The organism is Arcobacter siniprincipis (SeqCode) (genome assembly GCF_048571125.1).
In the GTDB taxonomy this organism is placed as follows: domain Bacteria; phylum Campylobacterota; class Campylobacteria; order Campylobacterales; family Arcobacteraceae; genus Arcobacter; species Arcobacter siniprincipis.
On record NZ_CP182343.1, the window covers coordinates 2,427,332 to 2,443,309 of the forward strand.

The window sequence follows — 15,978 nt, forward strand, 5'->3', positions numbered from 1 at the left end:
TTACAATATATTTCATACAATGAAGTGTATCAAGATTTGCATTAATAAAAGAAGACTTATAGGAGTGCCTTGATTTGTTCTTCAATAACCTCAATATCAACAGTTGGTTCGAATCGTGCTACAACATTTCCATTTTTATCAATTAAAAACTTTGTAAAATTCCATTTGATAGATGGATCATTTTTATAGTTAGGATCAACTTTAGCTAGCATTTCATCCAATCCCTTTGATAGAGGATGTTTTGCATCAAATCCTTCAAATCCTTTTTGTTCAACTAAATATGAGAATAAAGGTTCAGCATTATCACCATTAACATCAATTTTCCCAAAAATTGTAAATTGAATTCCAAATCTTGAATTACAAAAACTTGCTATTTCGGCATTGCTTCCTGGTGCTTGATTACCAAACTGATTGCAAGGGAAATCCATTATTTCAAATTTTTCACCTTCTAATTTTTCATATAATAGTTCTAAGCCCTCATATTGGGAAGTAAATCCACACTCAGTTGCAGAATTAATAATTAATAAAACTTTCCCTTTATATTTATCTAAATTGACAACATTTCCGTAAGAGTCTTTCACTCTGAAATCGTAAATTGACATGTAAATCCTTTATTTATTTTTTAATTTTAATTGTATACAATTAAATTGTACACAATTATATAAGGTTTTATTTTTTTTGTCAAGATAAAACATTTTTTCTTCACACATTTATAAAACGTTAGGTTATCTTTAACACTGGAGCTTATTTAATTTTTGAAAATGAATATGCCAATGTAGAGTTGAGAATTATTACTTTCGCAATTGGCAATATTTTTTCAAGCTAGATTAGATAGTGAACTTAAAATTTAAGTTTAGATTTGATAGGAGTTCTCCTATCAAAATTTCTTTGGCATGGAATACTAAAATCAAAATGATGATTTTGATAATTTATATCTATTTATTTTTTAAATATAAAATTATCAAGTGAAATCTTCCCAGCTCCATGTGTAAGAAAAATTCCTAAAAATAATAAGTAGTATAAAGGTATTTCAAATCCATTATCTCCAGCTCCAAAACCATTTCCTAGATGTACTGTAAAAATAGCAACTACCATTACAACCATTAAAGGAATAGATATTAGTCTAGTAAATAATCCAAGGGTTAATAAAACAACTCCTAAAATTTCAGTTGTTGCAGCCATATATGCATTTATAATAGGAAAAGGGATTCCAATTGATTCAAACCATTGTGCTATACTACCAATATCTGCCCACTTTCTCATTGCAGGATCATAGAAACCATAAGCAAGAACTAATCTAGCTAAAAGTAAAAACAGTGATTGAATATTTTCAAAAACTCCAAAGATTTGATTATATAGTTTTACAAACATTTTTTATCCTTCTTTATTTATTTTTATTATATTCTCTAAATATTTACTTTTTGTGTATTAATATTTCATTATAATAACAAATGTAATAAAAAATATCAAGAAAAAGGTTATAAAATGTCTAAATCAAACTTATTAATCGTATTATCAAATCAAGATAAAGAAGTTGCAAATAAATTTCCTTTGCTTTATTCTTCTGTAATATTAGAAAGAAAATATTGGAAGAAAGCTCATTTAATGCTATGGGGACCTTCAATAAAACTTGTAAAAAAAGATAAAAAAATTCAAAAAAAACTACTAGAAATCCAAAAAACAGGTGTAAAAATGAGTGCTTGTATAGTGTGTGTTGAAGATTATAAAGCTATAAAAGAATTGGAAAAACTAAATATAAAAATAGAACATACAGGTGAGTTACTAACAAAAGCTTTAAAAAGTGAGAAGTGGTCAGTAATGACTATTTAGAAGATTAATATCTTCTTAATAGGTCATTTAAAATAACAGCTGTTAAACCCCAAATAACTTTTTTCTTATATTTATAAACATAAACTTTGTGTTTTTTATTTCCCCAAGGTTTTTGATAGGCTTCAGGAAGTCTTAATTCATCAACGGGGAAATAAACCTCTTTATTTCCATTTTCATCTATGTGATAAGGTTTTACTTCTGTTCTTAGATTATAAATTTCTGGTTCATTTTGTTTAAAATAATCCAATGGAATTAAATATGTATTTTCAACTTCATTTTTATCTATCTTCATATTTTTGATAGCTTTTTTCTTTATAAGCCCAATAAAAGGCTCAATAATAGTTCCAAAAGAAGCTACCATCGTATCCAATTGACCAATTATTTTTATGTCTTTTCTAGAAATACCTAGCTCTTCTTCTGTTTCTCTTAAAGCTGTTTGTTTAAAGTTTTTATCAATGCCCTCTTCATAACCACCTCCAGGAAAACAGATATCACCACCTTGTTTTATTCCCATGGCTCTTTTTTGAAAAAGAATAAAATATTCCCCTTTTATTTTTACAAAAGGTATTAAAACTGCACTATTAAAAAATCTATCTCTACCCATTACTCCGGGATTTTTTGGTAAATTTGTTATAAGTCTTTTAAATCCATTTTTATTCATATTATCTCTTTATACTTCTTATTGCTTCAACCATAGTTTTAGCAACTTTTCTTAAATCATCTTCTTCTATTGTATAAGCAACTATAGAATAAATAAGTCTACCAAAAGGTCTTATCCAAACCCCATTTTTCACACAATAATCTTGTATCTCTTGGGCATAACTATCATCATTAAGTTCAACTATTCCAATTGCTCCTATATTTCTCACATCTTTTACTATAGATAAATCTTTTAACTCTTTTAATTCTTCTGAAAATATCTCTTCAATATTTGAAACTTTTTTTTCCCAAGGTGTTTCAAGAAGTAAATCAATAGATGCAATTGCAACACTACAAGCTAATGGATTAGCCATAAAAGTTGGTCCATGCATAAGTACACCAATTTCACTATTTGATATAGTATCACTTACTTCTTTTGTTGTAAGCATTGATGCCATTGTCATATAACCACCAGTCAAACCTTTTCCTAGAGTCATTATATCTGGTTTTATATTTGCATGCTCGCATGCAAACATTTTTCCAGTATGTCCAAAACCTGTGGCAATTTCATCAGCAATAAGTAAAATATCATATTTGGTGCATAATTGTCTTGCTTTTTGCAAATAGATAGGATTATATATTCTCATTCCACCTGCCCCTTGAACGATTGGCTCAAGTATAAATCCAGCAAGTTCATTATGGTGTTTTTCAAATTTTTCTTCTAATTGTTTTAAAGAAGCTGTACAATCACTATCAAAACCTAACTCAGGCTCTTGTGTAAAAATATGTTGTGGTAAATATGAGCCATAAATAGTATGCATAGAATTTTTTTGATCACATACACTCATTGCACCTAAGGTATCACCATGATAAGCATTATTTAAAGCCAAAAATTTAAATTTTTCTTTCCCTTTTGCTTTTTGATAAAGTATTGCAGTCTTTAGGGCAACTTCAACAGAAACTGAACCACTATCACACAAAAAGACAGAATTTAGACCTGTCAAATCAACTAATTGTTTTGACAAAATTGCTGCATTTTCATGGGCAATCCCACCAAACATGACATGTGGCATAATGTCAACTTGTTTTTTTAATGCATCATTTAACTTTGGATGATTGTATCCGTGAATAGCACTCCACCAAGAACTCATTCCATCTATTAATTTTGTATCATCACTTAAAAATATAAAAGTCTTATCAGTTTTTTTTACAGGTAAAAGTTTTGTTTTAGATGGAAGAGAATTATAAGGGTGCCAAACATGCTTTTTATCTATTTCTAACCAATTCAATATAATTCCTCATTTAATTTATTAAAAGATTATATCAAAATTAAAATTATTCACCATAAAAAGTAATTGTAAATAAAGCACCTTTATATTTTTCATTTTCATATTCATATTTGCTATTTGACACTTCAATTTGTCCATCCATATGCTTTGTTATTATTTGATGGCTCATGTATAATCCAATACCAGTACCTTGGCTTTTATGTTTTGTTGTAAAATATGGATCAAATATTTTATCAATAATTGAAGAGTTAATTCCACCTGCATTATCTTTTATCTTTATAACAATTTTTGATTTTTCTTTTAAGATATCTAAAAAAATAATTCTTTTATTTACTTTTGCTTCACAAAAAGCATCTTTAGCATTATTTAATATATTTATAAATACATGAACCAATTCTGATTCATATCCAACTATTTCTACTTTTTCAATATTTTTAATTATTGTTATCTTTTCATTATTTAACTTTAAACTTAAGACATTTAAGCTTTTCTCAAAACATGATTCCAATGAAAATTTGTCTTTATCTTTACTAGGTTTAAAGAAATATTTAAAGTCATCAATTGTTTGTGATAAATAAGAAGATGACTTTAAAATTGATTCTAAGTATCTGTTAAAAATGAATCATCTAAAAGTTCTAATTCTTTTTTTAGTTTTATTCCACTAGCTCCCATAGTTATCACAGAAAGGGGTTGTCTCCATTGATGTGCAATATTTTCTAACATCTCTCCCATAGAAGCCAATTTTGATTGTCTTTGTAAAAGATGGTCTTTTTTTAGATTTTTTTCTACTTCTTCATTTATTCTTTTTTCAAGTTCACTATTTATTTTCAATAATTCTTCTGTTTTTTGTTTTACTTTGTCATTTAGTGATTTATTCATTCCACTTAAAACTTTATGTCTATACATAAAAGCTAAAAATATTACTCCTGCAATAAATAAAGTTATCCAAAGGTAAGTAAAATCAGTACTTTTTTTATATTCTATTGTCACCCATGACTTAATAAGTGCTTCAATTTTTGCATCATCAATATCATTAACTGCTCTACTTATAATCTCAAATAGAATTTTATTTTCTTTTCTAACAGCAACTCTTAAATTTGAATCAATATCAAGTTTATTAGAAATCTTTAGATTTGAATTATCATCATACAGTCTATATAAAGTTGTATATAATAAATCAACATGACCATCAATTTTATTATTTAAAACTTTTTTAATACCTTCATCCAAACTTTCTACACCTATAAACTGTATATCAGGATATTTTTCTTTAACTCGTTTACTTATATTATAACTAGCATTTATTCCTATTTTTTTATTTTTTAATGTACTTAAACTATCTACAAAAGGAAAGTTTTGTTTTGTAATTAAAACAAAAGGAATATTGACATATGGCTTTGTAAAATTAGCATATTTTTCTCTCTCTTTTGTTTTTTCTAAAGAAGCAAAAATATCACACTTTTTATTTTTGAACAAATCAACATAATTTTTAAATTTATCATCTTTTATTACTTCAAATTCCATACCAGCTTTTTCTTTAATTATCTTAAAATAATCTGCTATAAAACCCTTAAATTCATTCTTTTCAAAATAACTATAAGGTTTAATATTAGGAATAATGCACATTTTAAATTTATTATTTTTATTTAAATAAGAAATCTCTTCTTTAGATAAAAATATCTTTTTATTATCATTTGTATAATAAACAAATTTTTTGGCATCAGTTTTTTTAGGTATTAAACCCATTACATTATACAAATCATAAATTCTTTGTACTTTATCTTCTTTTATTTCGCCTAAAATCTTTGTATCTTGGTAAGATAATTTTTTTAGTTCTTCACCTTCGAAGATTAGGGCTTTTTTTGTAATATGTTGAGAATTATATTTTTTTGATATTAAATTAGCTGTCTCTTCTATATGGGAATAAGCATATTCCCAACCTTTTAAAGATGCTTTTTTAAAAGCTGCTACTGTAGCAAAATGGTTATTTATCATATCTTCACTAGTAAACAAGAAATCACTATACATATCAAATCCATAATCTTTTGGATCAAATATTTTGTATTGAATTCCTCTTTCAACAAGATCAAATGGTGATTTTGAAATATATGCTGAGATAATATCTGTTTTTTTATTGATTAAATCATTTATATTATGTGTATGTTTTATAAAATGTAATTGTTCGAATTTTACTTTTTTTGAACTAATCATAGCTTTGATAGAAACTTCACTAGAATCATCATCTGTGGTCATAATTTTCTTATTTACAAAATCTTCTACTTTATTTATGTTTTTATTTGTAGTTATTAAAATTAGAGGTGTTGATTGAAATAAAGAATAAAGAGCAACTATTTTTTTGCCTTTTGCTCTATCTAGTATTAAAGTTTCTCTTCCAATTCCAAAATCAGCTTTGCCCTCATCTACTTCTTTAGGTGCATGAATTCCAAAATTGAATGGTTTTATTTCCACATCCAAACCTAGATTTTCATAGTAACCTTTTTCTTTTGCAATATAATATCCTGCAAACTGAAATTGATCAAACCAAGATAACTGTAAGCTAACTTTTTTTAATGCTTTAGCACTTAAAGTTTCAAAAGAAATAATTATCAATATAGATATAAATATTAATCTCAACTTAACTCCTCGATAGTGTTAAGATTATATCTAAATTACATATAAAATATCTCTAAACTATTCTAAACTATTTTTTGTTGTTCATCAACCCAATCTTGATCTTGTCTTGGATCGATTTCTGGCATAACAGAACTAGAAGTAACTGGTACATTCACAAAAACACTCATATCATCATCCGCTACTCTTTTTTTAGATAATGAATAAAGGGCTAAATAAACCCCTAAAATTGCAAAAATAATAAATAATGTTTGGTATCCAAAATAATTAAAGCCAAGCCCTATAATAATTGGTGCAATAAAAGAGCCTGTTCCATATGCAAAAAGTAAAGCTCTAGAAATCTCTACTATATCTTTATTTTCATCAATAACATCATTAGCACGAGATAAACTTAAAGGATAAATACAAAAAATACTAGCCCCTAATAAAATCCCCAAAGCATATATCAATAAATCATTGGAAGGTAAAAAAATAAATAATAATGAAACAACAGTTGTAAAAAAACCAGTTACTGAAATAAGTTTTCGTCTACCATAAATATCTGAAAGTTTTCCTATTGGCCATTGGGAAATTAATCCGCCTAAAATAGTAAATGCCATAAAAAGAGATAATACTTCTTTAGAATCATAAATTTTGATAATATATAAAGGAATCATTGTAAAAAATCCACCAACTAAAAACCCACTTATAAAACTTCCCGTTAAAGCTAAAGGAACCACATTATAAAGTTTTGGAAAACTATATCTTTCAAATGGTTTAAGAATAGGCTCTTTAATCTTTGTCATTGCTATAAAAACAACAGAAAAAAGTACTAAAACTGCACCTATTGAAAAAATTATATGCTCTAAGTCTTCATCAATATTTAATAACAATTGACCAATAGCATTTGAAAGATAAAAAACAGTCGTATAGATAGCTAATATTTGTCCTCTTTGTTCATTTGAACTCTTTTCATTTAACCAACTCTCTAATATAATCAATAATCCATAATATGCAAATCCACAAATAAGCCGAAGAATAGCCCAAAAAAATTCATTTAAAAACATAGAATGTAGTAAAAATGTAATAACCATAATAGATGCAAAAGTCACAAAACTTCTTATATGCCCAATATTTGTAATAATTTTTTGACTAAAAATAGAAGATGCCATAGCACCTAAGAAAAATGCAGCATTAATTAAACCAATAACCATATCAGAAAATCCATGTTCTTTAAGAAACAGACCTATAAAAGTCATAATCATCCCATATCCAATGGCTAAAAAACCAATTGAAAAGAATAACGAAGATATAGCTATAAAAACTGATTTTGTTGCTTGCATTTCACCTCTTTTGTTTATTTTTCGTGATAATAGTAGATATATGATTAGAAAGTAATAAAGTGTAAAATATTCCACTAATTGTTTATATTATTTTACACTATCCTCTACAAATTTTATTCAAATAAGAAATTTTATCTTAATATATTATCTTTTGCAACTTCAATTAATTCATCACCTTTTCCATTAATTATTGCCCGTAACATATATATTCCAAATCCTTTTGCACTTTCAAAACTGATTTTAGGAGGCATTGTTAACTCTTGTTTTGCTGTTGTAACATCCAAAAGTGCTGCTCCGTCATATTGTAAAAACTCTTTTATTGTACTTTCTAATTCTTCTGGTTCTTCAACTCTAAAACCTTTCACTCCAACTGCTTTTGCAATTGCAGAAAAATCAGGATTTTCTAATTCTGTATTATCATACAAATATCCACCAGCTTTCATTTCAATGGCTACAAAGCCCAATGAACTATTATTATAAATAACTATTTTTGCTTTTATTTTATGTTGAAGAAGAGTTAAAAAATCTCCCATAAGCATAGCAAAACCTCCATCACCACATAAAGCAATGACTTCTTTATTGGGACAACTTACTTTTGCTCCAATTGCTTGAGGAAGAGCACTAGCCATTGAACCATGATTAAAAGATCCTATAAGCTTTCTTTTTCCATTCATAGTTAAATATCTTGCTGCCCAAACAGTAGGTGTTCCCACATCACAAGTAAATATTGCATCATCACTTGCATGTTTATCAATAAGTTTCGTTAAATATTGGGGATGTATTAATCCAAACTTACTATTTCCACTTGCTAATTTATCAAAATTTTCAACTGTACCTTTATAATGTTTTAGTGCACTTTTTAAAAAAGTGTTATCTTCTTTTCTATGAATTCTTGGTATTAACATTTCCAAGCTCGATTTTATGTCACCTACTAGACCTAAGTCAACTTGAGTATGTCGTCCAATTGCTTCAGGTTTTATATCAATTTGAACTATTTTTGCATTTTGTGGATAAAAAGATTTATAAGGGAAAGCTGAACCCAAAATAAGTAATACATCAGAGTTTTCCATAGCATAATAGCCTGATTCATATCCTATAAGTCCTGTCATTCCAACGCTATTTGGGTTATTGCCTTCTATATACTCTTTCCCACCAAGAGCATGAACAACTGGTGCATTTAAAAGTTGGGCTAATTTAACTACCTCATCATGTGCATCCTTACACCCTGCTCCACACATAAAAGTAATTTTTTTATTTTCATTTAAAATTTTTGCTAATTCAATTATATCTCCCTCATCTGCTAGTACTTTTGGCAAATTTGGTTCATTCCATAACAACTTTGAACTCTGAGGCATTGGTTTTAACATAATATCACCGGGAATGACAATTACACTAACACCATTTTTCAAAATAGCTTGTCTAATTGCAGTTTCTAAGATATGGGGCATTTGTTCAGGGTTTGAAACTAACTCACAAAAAACACTACACTCTTTGAATAAATTTTCTGGATGTGTTTCTTGAAAATAACCACTACCTATTTCAGTTGATGGGATGTGAGAAGCAATTGCTAAAATAGGAACTCCTTTTCTTTGACAATCAAAAAGGCCATTTATAAGGTGTAAATTCCCAGGTCCAGAGGAACCAGCACAAACTGCTATCTTGCCACTAACTTTTGCATCAGCACCAGCTGCAAAAGCAGCTGTTTCTTCATGTCTTGTACCTATCCACTCAATCTGTGCTAATTTTTCCAAACTATCACTTAGTCCATTTAAAGAATCACCTGTGATTCCCCATATTCTTTTAATACCAACTTTTGCTAAAAGTTTTGCGAAATACATTGCTATACTATCATTCATAAAAAAATCCTTTTAAATAATTATTGACATATGCTCATTATAATCTTTTTATTTTTATTTTTATTTAACTATTTATTGTAATTTTGGAATTTATTTTCAAAGGCATATTCATAACTTTTTTCATATTTTAAACTCTCCAAGCCCTTTTAATTACACACCTTTTAATTATTTAATCTTTAAGAATAGAAAAAACTTATTATTAATATTAAATAAATAATATAATTTATACTTATAATTATTTCTTATAATAAATTTTATAATTGTTTAATATTTATAATAGTAATATAAATTATAATTATAATGGAATTAAAAAAAATGAAAAAAATACTTATACTAGGAGGTGGTTTTGCTGGGATTGATGCAGCATCTCACCTTAAAAAAATGAATTATGATGTTACATTAGTAAGTGATAGAGACTATTTCTTTATATACCCAACTTCTATTTGGATTCCAACCCATGAAATTGCATTTAAAGAAACTTGCATTGATTTAAATGAACTTCAAAAGGCACATGGTTTTAAACTTGTAATTGATGGAGTTTATGAAATATCAAAACAGAATAATAGTGTCACTTTAAAAAGTGGTAAAGTTCTTGATGATTACGATTATCTTATTATTGCAATAGGAGCATCAAAAATGAAACCAAAAGGTGTAGAGCATACTCTTTCTATTTGTGGAAAACCAACCCAAGCACTTGATATAAGAGATGCATTAGACTCACTTATAGAAAAAGAAAGTGGAAAAATAGCAATGGGTTTTGGAGGTAATCCAAAAGATAGTTCTGCTGTTAGAGGAGGTCCTGCCTTTGAGTTACTTTTTAATGTTCACAATTTGCTTAAGAAAAAAGGAATAAGAGATAGATTTGAATTAACATTTTTTGCACCTATGGAAGAACCTGGAAAACGCATGGGAAAAAATGCCCTTAAAATGATGGAGACTATGTTTGGCAAGCTAAATATAAAAAAACACTTTGGAAAGAAAATTAGCCATTTTGAGGTTGATGGTGTAATTTTTGAAGATGAGAGTAAATTAGAAGCTGACTTGGTGATGTTTATATCAGCAGGAGATGGTCACAAAGTTATCAAAAAATCTGATCTGCCGACAAATGATGCTGGATTTATTAAAACAGATGATTTTTCTTGTGTTCTAAATAAAGATGGAAGTTTAAGTAACATTTATGCCATTGGTGATGTAGCTTCCTTAGAAGGTTATGACTGGAGAGCAAAACAAGGTCATGTTGCCGAAGTTATGGCAAAAAATGCTGCACATAATATAAATCAAAGAGAACAAAATAAAACCAACTTCAAAGGATACCATGAACACTTAAATATACTTTGTGTGATGGATACAGGCAATGGAGCAGCCTTTGTTTATAGGGATGAAAAAAAAGCATTTATGCTTCCTATGCCTATATTTGGTCACTGGCTTAAAAAAGGTTGGGGAGTATATTGTCGAAATACTAAGCTTGGTAAAATACCTAGAATACCTGGAATGTAAAAAGTTCAAGCATACCTTGAACTTTTATGAAAAAATATAGCCTAATAAGCTATACTTTTTTCATGAAATATATAATTACTGTACTGTTAGCCGTCTTATTTATAGGTTGTAGTGTATCTAATACTCAAGTTGAGAAAAAACTAACTAAAGATAACTTATCTGTTTTATTATCCTCTTTAAGTAATAAAGTAAATAAAAAAGAAGCTAAAATCCTCTCTTCTGAAATGTTTAAACAATCACTATTTTTAAAAGAATCATACGATTTAGTAAGCCCTCCTCTATTTCAAAACTTTTTAGTAAATATCGGAATAAAAGATAAAGGCTTATGCTGGCAATTTGCATATGACATGCTAAAACATGCGAAAAGTTTAGATTTAAAAAGCTTTGATTATTATATAGGTGGAGCAAATATTGGTGACTATTGGAGAGAACACACCACTTTGGTAGTTACCTGCAAAGATTGTAACTTTAGTGATGGAATAGTTCTTGACCCATGGAGAAATTCAGGAGAATTATTTTACTCAAAAGTGAAAAAAGATACTCAATATGTTTGGTCTCAAAGGGGTGAAAAAAGGAATTGATAAAATAGATATACAAATTACTGATCTGTGTAAATTTCCCCATTTTAGCGATATCATAAATAGATAAGATATAATGCATTTTTTATAAAGGAGAATAATGAAAAATGAAAAAAACTCAACTATTTTAAAACCAGTATTTTATCCCTCGGTTGCTATTATTGCAATACTTGTGATATTTGCAATGACAATGCCTCAAGTAGCAGGTGAAACTTTTAATGGAGTGAAACATTTCATAGCAGATAAATTTGGTTGGCTTTATATGCTTAGTGTTGGAATTTTTGCTATATTTGTAATCTTTCTTGCAATATCTCCTTTTGGAAGATTTAAATTAGGGCCTGACCAATCAAAACCTGCCTATAGTCATATTTCATGGTTTGCTATGCTTTTTAGTGCAGGTATGGGAATTGGATTGATGTTTTGGGGTGTAGCAGAACCTGTTATGCACTATGGAGCACCTCCTGTTGGTGACAAAGAGACAATTGAAGCTGCTAAACAAGCTATGCGAATCACTTTTTTTCACTGGGGATTACATGCTTGGGCAATATATGCTGTTGTTGGTTTAGTACTAGCGTATTTTTCTTTTAGACATGGATTACCTCTATCTATTAGATCAGCTCTTTATCCATTGATAGGAGAGAAGATTTATGGGAAAATAGGACATACAGTTGATACAATTGCAATACTTGGAACTGTTTTTGGGGTTGCTACCTCATTAGGACTAGGAGTACTACAAGTCAATGCTGGACTTAATTATATTTTCGGTATTCCTGTTGGACTTACAACACAAATTATTTTAATTGCTATTATTACAACTATGGCAACAGTTTCTGTTGTTTTGGGACTTGATGGAGGGATTAAACGATTATCTGAATTAAACCTTTACCTTGCATTAGCACTTGTTTTATTTGTATTTTTAGCAGGTCCAAGCTTCTTTTTACTTGGAGCATTAGTTCAAAATATAGGAAATTATTTATCTCATATTGTACAAATGACTTTCAACCAATACATTTATCTAGATACAAAATGGATGGGATCTTGGACATTCTTTTATTGGGCTTGGTGGATTGCATGGGCACCTTTTGTTGGGATGTTTATTGCACGAGTTTCAAGAGGTAGAACTATAAGAGAGTTTGTTCTTGGTGTTTTATTTGTTCCTGTTGGATTTACTTTAGTTTGGATGACAGTTTTTGGTAATAGTGCATTGCATTCAATTATGAAAGAAGGATTTACTAGTCTAAGTTCAGCTGTATCAGCAGATGTTGCAACTGCCTTATTTAAATTTTTAGAACACTTCCCTTTTTCTAGTGTTATTTCAATCCTTGCTATTATATTAGTTATTACTTTCTTTGTAACTTCTTCAGATTCAGGTTCATTGGTAGTTGATACTATTTCAAGTGGAGGAAGAGAAAATAATCCTGTATGGCAAAGAATATTTTGGGCAGTACTTGAAGGTGTTGTTGCAGCAGCATTATTAATAGCTGGTGGATTAGGAGCTTTACAAGCAGCTTCTATTGTTATTGCTTTACCCTTTGCTATTATTATGCTTATTGCATGTTGGGGACTTTATAAAGCCTTACATTTAGAATCTATTCGGTACGACTCACTTCAACATCATATGAATGCAGGACGACATGGAGAGGTATCTGGAACTTGGCAAAATAGACTTTCAAGACTTATTGAATTTCCAACGCCAGATGAAACACGAAGATATATCAATGAAGATGTAATTACTGCTATGAAAAATGTAGAAGAAGAGCTTGAAAGACATGGTTGGAATGTAGAAGTTACCAATAATAAAGAAAAAAGTGTTTCTATTTTAACGGTAGAACACAATGGTGATTTAGACTTTACTTATGAAGTAAGATTTAGTAGATATGATACACCAACATATGCATTTCCTGAAATACTTAATCCAAATCATGAACAAAAGAAATACGCTAGAGCAGAAGTTTACTTACAAGATGGGAATAAAGCCTATGATATTTATGGATATGAGATGGATGTAGTTGCAAGTGATATTATTGATCAGTTTGAAAAACACAGACACTTTTTACATATTACTGCAGGACTAAATCCTGTTATACCTATAGATTAAAAAATTTAAGCCAATAGCTTTTAAGGCTGTTGGTTTATTAAAACTTTCATTATATTTTTGCTGATGTTCTAATCATATCTATATGAGGAATCCCATCTTCATCGTATGGTTCAGTTATAGCTTCAAATCCTAATGATTCATAAAATTTTTGTAAATAAACTTGAGCGCCGATTTTAATACCCATTTCTGGAAATTGCTCTTCTGTGAAGCGAACTGCTTCATTCATTAAGGAACGTCCAATTTTCAAATTTCTAAATTTTTCTAAAGTCATAACACGACCAATAGAGGGTTGTACATATTTAACCCCAGAATCAACAACTCGAACATATGCAGCTAATTCACCATTTAAAAAAACAGAAAGATGCCATGAATGAAGATCCATATCATCAGTTTCTTGGTAAGGACATTGTTGTTCTACAACAAATACTGATTCACGTGCTTTGATTATTTCAAATAATTCCAAAGCGCTTAAAGACTCTAATCGCGACCACTTAAAATCCAATTTCATTAATTATTATCTCCTATTAATACTTTTAATTACTAGTTATAAATATCGATAAGTTTAGCAACTATAGACTATAAATACCCTTATTGATATACAATATTGATTAGTATCTTGTTCACAGGTTTATATTTTATTTTTACTCTACTCTCTTAAAGAACAAGTTCTCCTATTCTCTTATTTTTACCTTTCAGTATTTAGTCACTTCGTTCCGATATGTATTGACGAAAAGTAAGCAAAAACAAGAAGATTTAGGTGTTTATGAGAGTACTTGATATAGATACTTTTTAAGTACCTATATTTTAGAGAAGTTATAAATTAAAGTAAAATTCCAGCTAATAAATAAACAATAGCAATAGTTACAAGACCTTGAAGTAAAGTAGCTGTAGTATATGCTTTATATGCAGTTGCTACATCCATTTGACTAAATCTTGATACAACCCAAAAGAAACTATCATTTGCATGACTTACAGTCATTGCTCCTGCCCCAATTGCCATTACTGTTAATACTTTTCCAAGTTCACTATCTAAACCTAGACTTGCAAGTAAAGGATAAATTATAGTAGAAGTTACAACTAATGCGGTTGTTGATGAACCTTGAGCTGATTTTAAAGCGGCTGCAATAATAAAAGGAACAAGAATACCTAAACTTAGGGTTTGAAGAACATCACCTAAATATGCTCCTATCCCACTTGCTTTTAACACAGCCCCTAAAGCTCCACCTGCACCTGTAATAATTAAAATCTCACCTGCATTTTTAATCCCTTCACCTACCCAACCTGACAATCTCTCTTCATCAAATTTTGGTAAAAGCATCGTAGCAAATAATAAACCTATAAATAAAGCATTTGTAGGATTCCCTAAAAATATAAATAATTTATAAATAGAAGTTTCACTCATATCTTTAAAAACAAGTTTTATTATACTAGCTAATGCCATTAAAAGAATTGGAATAAAAATAGGTGCAAATGATTTAAAAGCACTTGGCAATTCTCCATATTTTTCAATAACTTCACTATCCTTTTCCAAATCCACAAGAGTATCTTCTCCACTTTTATAGATTTTTCCAGAACGCAAAGCCCAAAAATATCCTGCAAGCATTGTTATAATAGATATAAAAATACCAAAGATAATTACAAGTCCTAAGTTATCAACCATCAAATTACCTGCTGCTGCAATAGGACCAGGTGTTGGAGGAACTAAAGTATGAGTTGCGAAAAGTCCAGTTGCCAAAGCGACACTCATAGCAACACCTGAAACTTGTAATTGCTTAACCATAGAGCGTTTTAAAGCATTTAAAATTACAAATCCACTATCACAAAAAACAGGAATAGAAACAATATATCCAATTACTGACATGGCTAATACAGGTCTTTTCTTTCCAACAATTTTTAAAATAACATTTGCCATTTTAATTGCAGCACCACTTTTTTCAAGTATTACTCCAATAATAGTTCCAAGAACAATCACAATACCAATATAAGCTAATATTCCACCAAAGCCTTTGGTCATAGTACTTGCAATTTCATTGTAGCCCATACCAACACTGATTGCGATACCATATGCTGCAATTAACAAAGCAATAAATGGATGTAATTTCCACTTGCTTGTAGCAAGAACAATAAAAATAACAGCAAGTAATAAAATAACTACTAACATAAAACCCCTTTTGTATTTAAGAATATGTTCTTAAATTATTTTTAATTTTTAAAATTAATATAACAAAAAAGTATAAC

Annotated in this window: 14 protein-coding genes; 4 read left to right on the plus strand and 10 right to left on the minus strand. The window is 28.9% G+C overall.

Features of this window, described 5'->3' with window-relative positions:
* Positions 1 to 56: 56 nt before the first annotated feature.
* A complete protein-coding gene (locus ACNI3D_RS12340; protein ID WP_419767207.1) occupies positions 57 to 602 on the minus strand; it encodes a glutathione peroxidase in 546 nt (181 codons plus the stop codon).
* Positions 603 to 939: 337 nt separating this feature from the next.
* Positions 940 to 1,371: an HvfX family Cu-binding RiPP maturation protein gene (locus ACNI3D_RS12345; protein ID WP_419767208.1), complete on the minus strand. Its 432-nt coding sequence runs from the start codon at positions 1,369 to 1,371 to the stop codon at positions 940 to 942.
* Positions 1,372 to 1,485: 114 nt separating this feature from the next.
* Here ACNI3D_RS12345 and ACNI3D_RS12350 point away from each other — a divergent pair, with 114 nt between their 5' ends.
* Positions 1,486 to 1,830, plus strand: a complete 345-nt coding sequence (locus tag ACNI3D_RS12350; protein ID WP_419767209.1) for a DsrE family protein — start codon at positions 1,486 to 1,488, stop codon at positions 1,828 to 1,830.
* 4 nt (positions 1,831 to 1,834) lie between these two features.
* Here the strand turns inward: ACNI3D_RS12350 and ACNI3D_RS12355 are convergent, their stop codons facing one another.
* From ACNI3D_RS12355 to poxB, 6 genes are all read right to left on the minus strand, one after another.
* On the minus strand, positions 1,835 to 2,491 hold the full coding sequence (locus ACNI3D_RS12355) for an NUDIX hydrolase (protein WP_419767210.1): 657 nt from the start codon (positions 2,489 to 2,491) through the stop codon (positions 1,835 to 1,837).
* 1 nt (position 2,492) lies between these two features.
* Positions 2,493 to 3,758 (minus strand): adenosylmethionine--8-amino-7-oxononanoate transaminase, encoded by a 1,266-nt coding sequence (gene bioA, locus ACNI3D_RS12360; protein ID WP_419767211.1) that lies wholly within the window; start codon positions 3,756 to 3,758, stop codon positions 2,493 to 2,495.
* Between the two features lie 46 nt (positions 3,759 to 3,804).
* Positions 3,805 to 4,266: a sensor histidine kinase gene (locus ACNI3D_RS12365; protein WP_419767212.1), complete on the minus strand. Its 462-nt coding sequence runs from the start codon at positions 4,264 to 4,266 to the stop codon at positions 3,805 to 3,807.
* 92 nt (positions 4,267 to 4,358) lie between these two features.
* Positions 4,359 to 6,392, minus strand: a complete 2,034-nt coding sequence (locus ACNI3D_RS12370; protein WP_419767213.1) for an ABC transporter substrate-binding protein — start codon at positions 6,390 to 6,392, stop codon at positions 4,359 to 4,361.
* 62 nt (positions 6,393 to 6,454) lie between these two features.
* Complete coding sequence (locus tag ACNI3D_RS12375; RefSeq protein ID WP_419767214.1) at positions 6,455 to 7,711, minus strand: MFS transporter; 1,257 nt, start codon at positions 7,709 to 7,711, stop codon at positions 6,455 to 6,457.
* 131 nt (positions 7,712 to 7,842) lie between these two features.
* Positions 7,843 to 9,567, minus strand: a complete 1,725-nt coding sequence (poxB, locus tag ACNI3D_RS12380) for a ubiquinone-dependent pyruvate dehydrogenase (protein WP_129101813.1) — start codon at positions 9,565 to 9,567, stop codon at positions 7,843 to 7,845.
* Between the two features lie 315 nt (positions 9,568 to 9,882).
* On the opposite strand from poxB, the gene ACNI3D_RS12385 reads away from it, so the two are divergent.
* The 3 genes from ACNI3D_RS12385 to ACNI3D_RS12395 all read left to right on the plus strand — a co-directional run bounded on the left by ACNI3D_RS12385 (position 9,883) and on the right by ACNI3D_RS12395 (position 13,740).
* Positions 9,883 to 11,064, plus strand: a complete 1,182-nt coding sequence (locus ACNI3D_RS12385) for an NAD(P)/FAD-dependent oxidoreductase (RefSeq protein WP_419767215.1) — start codon at positions 9,883 to 9,885, stop codon at positions 11,062 to 11,064.
* A 62-nt stretch (positions 11,065 to 11,126) separates the two neighbouring features.
* Positions 11,127 to 11,645: a hypothetical protein gene (locus ACNI3D_RS12390; RefSeq protein WP_419767216.1), complete on the plus strand. Its 519-nt coding sequence runs from the start codon at positions 11,127 to 11,129 to the stop codon at positions 11,643 to 11,645.
* A gap of 97 nt (positions 11,646 to 11,742) precedes the next feature.
* Entirely contained in the window at positions 11,743 to 13,740 is a 1,998-nt protein-coding gene (locus ACNI3D_RS12395) for a BCCT family transporter (RefSeq protein ID WP_013136191.1), read from the plus strand.
* Positions 13,741 to 13,789: 49 nt separating this feature from the next.
* Here the strand turns inward: ACNI3D_RS12395 and ACNI3D_RS12400 are convergent, their stop codons facing one another.
* On the minus strand, positions 13,790 to 14,248 hold the full coding sequence (locus ACNI3D_RS12400) for a GNAT family N-acetyltransferase (protein WP_419767217.1): 459 nt from the start codon (positions 14,246 to 14,248) through the stop codon (positions 13,790 to 13,792).
* A gap of 312 nt (positions 14,249 to 14,560) precedes the next feature.
* Complete coding sequence (locus ACNI3D_RS12405) at positions 14,561 to 15,901, minus strand: GntP family permease (RefSeq protein ID WP_419767218.1); 1,341 nt, start codon at positions 15,899 to 15,901, stop codon at positions 14,561 to 14,563.
* Positions 15,902 to 15,978 lie beyond the last annotated feature (77 nt).

Excerpts from the sequence above, each read along its gene's own strand:
- ACNI3D_RS12340 (WP_419767207.1), bottom strand. The coding sequence starts at position 602 with ATGTCAATTTACGATTTCAGAGTGAAAGACTCTTACGGAAATGTTGTC.
- ACNI3D_RS12345 (WP_419767208.1), bottom strand. The coding sequence starts at position 1,371 with ATGTTTGTAAAACTATATAATCAAATCTTTGGAGTTTTTGAAAATATT.
- ACNI3D_RS12350 (WP_419767209.1), top strand. The coding sequence starts at position 1,486 with ATGTCTAAATCAAACTTATTAATCGTATTATCAAATCAAGATAAAGAA.
- ACNI3D_RS12355 (WP_419767210.1), bottom strand. The coding sequence starts at position 2,491 with ATGAATAAAAATGGATTTAAAAGACTTATAACAAATTTACCAAAAAAT.
- ACNI3D_RS12375 (WP_419767214.1), bottom strand. The coding sequence starts at position 7,711 with ATGCAAGCAACAAAATCAGTTTTTATAGCTATATCTTCGTTATTCTTT.
- poxB (WP_129101813.1), bottom strand. The coding sequence starts at position 9,567 with ATGAATGATAGTATAGCAATGTATTTCGCAAAACTTTTAGCAAAAGTT.
- ACNI3D_RS12385 (WP_419767215.1), top strand. The coding sequence starts at position 9,883 with ATGAAAAAAATACTTATACTAGGAGGTGGTTTTGCTGGGATTGATGCA.
- ACNI3D_RS12390 (WP_419767216.1), top strand. The coding sequence starts at position 11,127 with ATGAAATATATAATTACTGTACTGTTAGCCGTCTTATTTATAGGTTGT.
- ACNI3D_RS12395 (WP_013136191.1), top strand. The coding sequence starts at position 11,743 with ATGAAAAATGAAAAAAACTCAACTATTTTAAAACCAGTATTTTATCCC.
- ACNI3D_RS12400 (WP_419767217.1), bottom strand. The coding sequence starts at position 14,248 with ATGAAATTGGATTTTAAGTGGTCGCGATTAGAGTCTTTAAGCGCTTTG.
- ACNI3D_RS12405 (WP_419767218.1), bottom strand. The coding sequence starts at position 15,901 with ATGTTAGTAGTTATTTTATTACTTGCTGTTATTTTTATTGTTCTTGCT.